The organism is Megamonas sp., assembly GCF_986095205.1.
On record NZ_CFQVBI010000071.1, the window covers coordinates 84,766 to 91,327 of the forward strand.

The following is a 6,562-nucleotide window of genomic DNA, read 5'->3' on the forward strand; positions in this document are numbered from 1 at the left end:
CCTCCTTAATACATAAATAAAATTATTTTTTATTCAATTTTTTAGCTAACATATTACCTAAAAATTGAATTACTTGAACTAATACTATAAGTACAATAACTGTAGCCAACATTACTTCTGGATTAAAGCGCTGATAACCATAGCGAATAGCCAAGTCACCTAAACCACCGCCACCTACAGCACCAGCCATAGCAGATTCACCAATCAACACAATAATAACTGTTGTCAACTGTGCCACAATACTTGGCATAGCTTCTGGAAGTAATACACGTCTAATAATCTGATAAGGAGTCGCTCCCATAGATAAAGCAGCCTCTATCAAGCCATAAGGCACCTCACGAAGTGAAGTTTCCACTAGGCGAGCAATAAGAGGTATAGAAGCTATAATAAGCGGTACAATAGCCGCTGTAGTACCTATAGAAGAGCCTACTATCAATCTTGTAAAAGGAATAATTGCCACCATTAAAATAATAAATGGAATAGAACGTACACAGTTTACAATCGCTGATAATGTTTTATTAGCTATACCTAATTCTAGAACTTGATTTTTACCAGTAGCCAATAATAATACACCAAGAGGAATACCAATAGCAGAAGCAACAATCATAGATACAGCTACCATATATACAGTTTCACCTAATGCCTTAGGCAGTAACATGAGTGCGTCGCTGAACATATCCTATCACCTCCACTTTTAAATCTTGTTCCATTAGAGATTTTATCGCATCTTTAATCTGATCTTCTTTTCCATCTAAGCCGATTATCATTCTACCAAATTGTACCATTTGAATTTGAGATAAATCTCCAAATAAAATACTTATATCTAATTCAGGGAATTTACGAATAAGACCTGCAATCACTGGATTATCTGCAGACTCGCCAATAAAAGTCAAGCGAAGTAACATAGTTGCATCTTTTATATATTCTTTATGCACTTTGCCATTGCGATAAGCAGCTGGAAGTTCATTACTGCTAAGTACGCTCATAAATTCCTTAGTAATAGGTTCTTTAGGATTAGTAAAGATTTCTAATACTGTACCATTTTCTGCAATTACCCCATGGTCTAATACAGCAACTTTATCGCAAAGGTCTTTGATAACTTGCATTTCATGAGTAATTACTACTACTGTTAATTGTAATTTCTTATTTATATCTCTGATTAATTCTAAAATAGCTTTTGTTGTCTGAGGGTCAAGAGCTGATGTCGCTTCATCACATAATAATACTTTTGTATCATTAGCTAAAGCTCTAGCTATACCTACACGCTGTTTTTGACCACCTGATAATTGAGATGGATATTGATGAGCTTTATTTTCAAGACCAACCAATTTTAATAATGGCTCTACTTTAGCCTTGATTTCCTCTTTAGATTTTCCTGCTAATTTTAAAGGAAAAGCAATATTATCGTATACTGTAGAAGTAGACAATAAATTAAAATGTTGGAAAATCATGCCGATATCTTTTCTCGCTTCACGAAGCTGAGATTCTGTCATTGTTGTCAAATCTTTACCATTGACAATGACACTACCAGAAGTCGGTCTTTCTAGCATATTTATGCAACGAACTAATGTAGATTTACCAGCACCACTTAGACCGATAATCCCATAAATTTCTCCACGCTTAATTTCTAAATTAATATCTTTTAACGCATGAACTGAACCATTTGGGGTATCGTAAGTCTTTACAATATTTTTTAACTTTATCATATCAATTATACACTCCAAATAATACCTTAATCTTATTAACAATGACACTATCATAAAAATTAAACCTTGTCAAACTATTATGCTATTTCTTGACATAAATTATAATAAACCGTAAAATTAAATAAGTACTTATAAATCAATAATTATATAATCAAGGGAGACTGCTATGGGAATTTTTTCAAGATTTTTACCAAAACGTAAACCGGTTGAAATAAAAAACAATGTTCCTAAGGAAAAAGAAGAAATCCGTAAAACATTTGGTGTTTATTGTCACAGCCATCATAATACATCTGGAAGTAAACTTTGTCCAAAATGTACAGCTTTGCTCACTACTGTAATGACGAAAATCAGTAGATGTCCATATGGTATTACTAAACCAATTTGCGAACGTTGTGACCGTCCTTGTTTTGGCACTAAACAAACAAAAGAATTTCGCTCTATCATGCAAAGCACTCAGAAAAAAATGTTTTTACGCCATCCAATGTTAGCGTTTAAACATAAAATGAAAAGCTGGGGCGTAGATTACGCAAAACATGAACAAGAGAAAAAACAAGCTGCAAAAGCTAAAGCTCGTTCCAAAAAATAATATTTTCTAAATTAATAAAAGCTGACCTAATAATGGTCAGCTTTTTATTTTACCAATTTATCTTATTGTTTTTTAAACATAGATTTTGGTTGTTTACAAATTGGGCAAACAAAATCTTCTGGTTCTTTAGTTAAATCACCTTCATAAATATATCCGCAAATTTGGCAAGCCCATGTTTCTTTATCTGTTATTTTTTCTGGAGCCTGATAAGTAGGTGCATTTTTAGGAGCTTTACCTTTGATTACTTCATGATAATATTTATAAGTCATTGGATTGTAATCAGAAGTTACTTTTGCATCTTGTACACGCGCTAAAATCACATAATGAGTTTCCATTTCTGTCATTGTAATAACTTCTGCTGTTATATGCGCACAGCTATTTTCATTTACTACAGGAAGTCCGTCCATATATTCCCAAGCAAAAATATCGCCATCAAATTTATCTGTATCTCTACCAGAAGAAAAACCTAATTTAGCAATTACATTTTGTGTTGTTTTTTCAGATAAAATGGATACAGAAAATCTACCTGTACGTTTTATACAATCATAAGTATAGTTGTTTTTATTCATGCTAATAGCAATCACTGGATTATCGCTAGTGATTTGAATAACTGTATTTACGATACAACCTGTCGGTCTTTCTCCATCTAATGTGCCAATAGCATACATTCCGTAACTTAATTTCCATAATGCTGACATTTCCATAATTTCTTCTCCTTAACTTAATTCTAATAAATAATTATTATTAATTAATATCTTATTTAAATTTTAATACAATAATCCTCAAAAAGCAATACTTATTTACAATAAATAAAAAAAATAATAGAATATATCTATTATTTTCATATTTCAGGAGGTTCTTATGTCTTGCCAATTAAAAGGTACACTATTTATAGTTACAGGTACTATACTTTGGGGTGCTTCTGGTGTATTATCCCAACATTTATTTGTTGATAAAATTATCTCTGCCGAATGGCTTGTTACTGTTCGTCTAATTTTATCTGGTATTATTTTATTATGTATTGATGCCATCTTAAATAAAGGCGATATTTTTTCTATTTGGCGCACTAAAGATAAATTTCCATTAATTTGTTTTGGTATCTTTGGTATGCTAGGTGTTCAATATACATATTTTGGTACAATCATTCAGAGTAATGCTGCTACAGCTACTATACTACAATATTTAATGCCTATTGTAATCGTATTTTACTTATTGTTCACCACTCATCGCTTACCTTCTTTTAAAGAATTATTTTCTATCTTTCTTGCTATGGTCGGAACTTTCTTTTTAGTTACTAAAGGAAATTTTTCCACTCTAGCTATATCTTTAGAAGCTCTTATTTGGGGACTTGTTTGTGCTTGCTTTGCTGCCTTTTATACATTGCAACCTCGAACTATTATTAAAAAATGGCGTTCCACACTAATCATTGGCTGGGGTATGCTAATCGGTGGTATCTTGATGTCCTTTTATCAAAAACCATGGGAGTTCAATGGCATATGGGATTTAGATACAGCTCTTACTTTATCTGCTATCATTATTTTTGGTACAGCAATAGCATTTTGTGCTTATCTTGAAAGTACAAAATATCTCTCTCCTACAAAAATTAGCGTTTTCGCTTCTTTAGAACCTTTTTCTTCAATTATCTTATCAATTATCTTCTTAAATATTTCCTTTGGTTTATTTGAATTAATTGGTGCTATCATCATTATTTTAGCTGTAACTATATTATCAAAATAAAAAGCGAGAACTTTTCGTTCTCGCTTTTATTTATCTTATTATTTTGTAGTGATATCTTTACCAAACCATTTTTCGGAAATTTTAGCGATTGTACCATCAGCTTTCATTTCATTCATTACTTTTTGAACTTCATCACGAAGAGCTTGATTGTCTTTTGCAAATGCAATACCAAAATCAGTAGGTTCACCTACAACAATATCAGTTTCTTTAAAGGAATCAGCATGTTTTTGCATGTAATAAGTACCGATGAGTTCATCTGTTACTACTGCATCAATTCTACCATTTTCTAAATCCATGAAAGCATCAATGTAATCACCATATTTTTTTACTTCAGCAAATTGTGCAGCATAATCTTGGTTATTATCTAAGAAATCTTCTGCTGTACTACCACTTTGAGTACCGATTACTTTACCTTTTAACTGGTCAAGAGATTTTATATCAGAATTAACTGGAACGAAGATAACTTGACGATTTTTCATGTAAGGATCACTAAATAACATATTTTCTTTACGTTTTTCAGTAATATCTAAACCATTCCAAAGAATATCTACACGACCGCTTTTAAGTTCAGCTTCTTTACTAGACCAATCAATTGCTTTAAATTCTACTGGACGATTAAGTCTTTTTGTTGCTTCCTTTGCTAAATCTACGTCAAAACCAACAATTTCATTATTTTCATCTTTAAAGCCCATTGGTGGATAACTATCATCTAAACCAATAACGATAGGTTTATCACTGCCACCAGTAGCAGAAGATGTTTCTTTTTCCTCACTTCCACAGCCAGCTACTAACATTGCGCCTAAAAGCATAGACATACATAGCAATAATACCTTTTTCATAAATATTTCCTCCTAATACGAATATATATTATCTATAATTGCATTGTAATACTTTAATTAGCTAAAGCATTAACTTGTTATATTGTAACAAAAATAAATTAAAAAAGCTATAGTTTTTTAGAAAAAATTTTAAAGAATTTTTGTTTTTTCAAAAACCATATGCTACAATATAAAAACAATTTAAGAAAATTTAATTAAAGGACGTGTTTATATGAGTAATGAATATATTATTCTTTTAGTACTTTTAGCCTTAAGTTATATTGGACATAATATGTCTGTTTTTTATGCTGTTGGTGTAATTTTAATTTTAAAAGTTTTCCAGTTAGATGCTCTAATGCAATTCGTAGAAACAAATGGTTTAAATTATGGCATCATATTACTTACAATTGCCATTTTAATACCTCTAGCTACTGGTAAGATAACAGTTCAAATGATGATACATAGTTTTACCTCTCCTGTCGGTATATTGGCCCTATTAGCCGGTGTATTTGCTGCTGTTGCTGGTGGCTCCGGTGTCTCTTTATTGAAGGACTCTCCAGATATTGTATCATCTCTTATCATTGGTACAATGATTGGTGTATTTTTCTTTAAAGGAGTTGCTGTTGGACCTTTAATCGCTGCTGGTATGACTTATATGGTTTTAAGTTTATTAAAAGTTTTTCATTGATATCACAATTATAAAAGATAAAGGCGATACATTTATTTGTATCGCCTTCATTATTATTATTAAAAAGCCATATAGATTAATATTCTACCTATCCAAGCTGCTAAAAGCCCACCAAATGTATTTAAGCCTACATTTAATACTACAGAAATGAAATCTCCTGTACGCCATAATATTAAAGTTTCATTTGTAAATGATGAAAAAGTAGTAAGTCCACCTAAAAATCCTACTGTCAAAAATAAAGAAAGATATGGTGATGTTCCTTGTATTTTTTCTGTTAATAATGTAGCTATCATACCAATTAAGAAACAACCTATTAAATTTACAGCTAAGGTACCATAAGGAAAATATCCTAATTTATTTATATATGTAGTGATTAAATATCGCATAGCACCACCCAAAGCACAACCTAACATAACAACTAATAAATTACTCATAAAAATCTCCTCACTATTTTATTATCTTTTTATAAAATAAAAAACTCCTGTTATATATATTTAAAATAAAAATATAATATAACAGGAGTCATTACTGTATCTATACAGATTTATCGGTGAACTCCATCACCATCTATTTATTTATAAAATAAAAAAACTCCTTGAAATCAAGGAGATTAATTACTAATGGTGGGCGGTAACAGGATCGAACTGCTGACATCTTGCTTGTAAGGCAAGCGCTCTCCCAGCTGAGCTAACCGCCCGAGAGATTGGTGACGCGTATGGGATTCGAACCCATGAAGCCGCCGTGAAAGGGCGGTGTCTTAACCACTTGACCAACGCGCCAAAGAGATGGTGGCTCACCCGAGATTCGAACTCGGGACACCCTGATTAAAAGTCAGGTGCTCTGCCAACTGAGCTAGTGAACCGATATATGGCAGGGGTAGCTGGATTCGAACCAACGCATGTGGGAGTCAAAGTCCCATGCCTTACCGCTTGGCGATACCCCTATCATAACTGGCAACTTCCTATCCTCCCAGCACGTCTCCATGCAAGTACTTTCGGCCTCTAAATGCTTAACTACTGTGTTCGGT

8 protein-coding genes, 4 tRNA genes and 1 riboswitch are annotated in these 6,562 nt (G+C 32.3%); of the genes, 3 read left to right on the plus strand and 9 right to left on the minus strand.

From position 1 onward, the window contains the following. Positions 1 to 22: 22 nt before the first annotated feature. Positions 23 to 676, minus strand: coding sequence for a methionine ABC transporter permease (locus tag AC5LAX_RS10560; RefSeq protein ID WP_008537165.1), 654 nt, complete (start codon positions 674 to 676; stop codon positions 23 to 25). Next, positions 645 to 1,706 (minus strand): methionine ABC transporter ATP-binding protein, encoded by a 1,062-nt coding sequence (locus AC5LAX_RS10565; RefSeq protein WP_288909234.1) that lies wholly within the window; start codon positions 1,704 to 1,706, stop codon positions 645 to 647. The genes AC5LAX_RS10560 and AC5LAX_RS10565 overlap by 32 nt, the downstream gene beginning before the upstream one ends. A 166-nt stretch (positions 1,707 to 1,872) precedes the next feature. On the opposite strand from AC5LAX_RS10565, the gene AC5LAX_RS10570 reads away from it, so the two are divergent. Further along, positions 1,873 to 2,292: a nitrous oxide-stimulated promoter family protein gene (locus AC5LAX_RS10570; protein WP_018999784.1), complete on the plus strand. Its 420-nt coding sequence runs from the start codon at positions 1,873 to 1,875 to the stop codon at positions 2,290 to 2,292. A gap of 62 nt (positions 2,293 to 2,354) precedes the next feature. On the opposite strand, the gene AC5LAX_RS10575 is transcribed toward AC5LAX_RS10570, so the two are convergent. Beyond that, a complete protein-coding gene (locus AC5LAX_RS10575; RefSeq protein WP_008537162.1) occupies positions 2,355 to 2,996 on the minus strand; it encodes a flavin reductase family protein in 642 nt (213 codons plus the stop codon). Between the two features lie 157 nt (positions 2,997 to 3,153). Here AC5LAX_RS10575 and AC5LAX_RS10580 point away from each other — a divergent pair, with 157 nt between their 5' ends. Then, on the plus strand, positions 3,154 to 4,029 hold the full coding sequence (locus AC5LAX_RS10580) for a DMT family transporter (RefSeq protein ID WP_167625482.1): 876 nt from the start codon (positions 3,154 to 3,156) through the stop codon (positions 4,027 to 4,029). Between the two features lie 38 nt (positions 4,030 to 4,067). Here AC5LAX_RS10580 and AC5LAX_RS10585 read toward each other — a convergent pair whose 3' ends face one another. After that, on the minus strand, positions 4,068 to 4,868 hold the full coding sequence (locus AC5LAX_RS10585) for an amino acid ABC transporter substrate-binding protein (RefSeq protein ID WP_008537159.1): 801 nt from the start codon (positions 4,866 to 4,868) through the stop codon (positions 4,068 to 4,070). Positions 4,869 to 5,079: 211 nt separating this feature from the next. On the opposite strand from AC5LAX_RS10585, the gene AC5LAX_RS10590 reads away from it, so the two are divergent. After that, positions 5,080 to 5,535 (plus strand): DUF441 domain-containing protein, encoded by a 456-nt coding sequence (locus AC5LAX_RS10590; RefSeq protein WP_018999781.1) that lies wholly within the window; start codon positions 5,080 to 5,082, stop codon positions 5,533 to 5,535. Positions 5,536 to 5,594: 59 nt separating this feature from the next. Here AC5LAX_RS10590 and crcB read toward each other — a convergent pair whose 3' ends face one another. The 5 genes from crcB to AC5LAX_RS10615 all read right to left on the minus strand — a co-directional run bounded on the left by crcB (position 5,595) and on the right by AC5LAX_RS10615 (position 6,478). Then, entirely contained in the window at positions 5,595 to 5,969 is a 375-nt protein-coding gene (gene crcB / locus AC5LAX_RS10595) for a fluoride efflux transporter CrcB (protein WP_167625481.1), read from the minus strand. A 75-nt stretch (positions 5,970 to 6,044) separates the two neighbouring features. Next, positions 6,045 to 6,109: riboswitch (Fluoride riboswitch) on the minus strand. A 47-nt stretch (positions 6,110 to 6,156) separates the two neighbouring features. Further along, positions 6,157 to 6,232: transfer RNA gene (locus tag AC5LAX_RS10600), tRNA-Val, on the minus strand. A 7-nt stretch (positions 6,233 to 6,239) separates the two neighbouring features. After that, a tRNA-Glu gene (locus tag AC5LAX_RS10605) sits at positions 6,240 to 6,314 on the minus strand. 7 nt (positions 6,315 to 6,321) lie between these two features. Beyond that, positions 6,322 to 6,397 (minus strand) — tRNA-Lys (locus AC5LAX_RS10610). 6 nt (positions 6,398 to 6,403) lie between these two features. Continuing rightward, positions 6,404 to 6,478: transfer RNA gene (locus AC5LAX_RS10615), tRNA-Gln, on the minus strand. Between the last annotated feature and the right edge of the window lie 84 nt (positions 6,479 to 6,562).

What these genes read in the sequence shown, in the direction of transcription:
- AC5LAX_RS10560 (WP_008537165.1), bottom strand. Translation starts at nt 676, where the DNA reads ATGTTCAGCGACGCACTCATGTTACTGCCTAAGGCATTAGGTGAAACT.
- AC5LAX_RS10565 (WP_288909234.1), bottom strand. Translation starts at nt 1,706, where the DNA reads ATGATAAAGTTAAAAAATATTGTAAAGACTTACGATACCCCAAATGGT.
- AC5LAX_RS10570 (WP_018999784.1), top strand. Translation starts at nt 1,873, where the DNA reads ATGGGAATTTTTTCAAGATTTTTACCAAAACGTAAACCGGTTGAAATA.
- AC5LAX_RS10575 (WP_008537162.1), bottom strand. Translation starts at nt 2,996, where the DNA reads ATGGAAATGTCAGCATTATGGAAATTAAGTTACGGAATGTATGCTATT.
- AC5LAX_RS10580 (WP_167625482.1), top strand. Translation starts at nt 3,154, where the DNA reads ATGTCTTGCCAATTAAAAGGTACACTATTTATAGTTACAGGTACTATA.
- AC5LAX_RS10585 (WP_008537159.1), bottom strand. Translation starts at nt 4,868, where the DNA reads ATGAAAAAGGTATTATTGCTATGTATGTCTATGCTTTTAGGCGCAATG.
- AC5LAX_RS10590 (WP_018999781.1), top strand. Translation starts at nt 5,080, where the DNA reads ATGAGTAATGAATATATTATTCTTTTAGTACTTTTAGCCTTAAGTTAT.
- crcB (WP_167625481.1), bottom strand. Translation starts at nt 5,969, where the DNA reads ATGAGTAATTTATTAGTTGTTATGTTAGGTTGTGCTTTGGGTGGTGCT.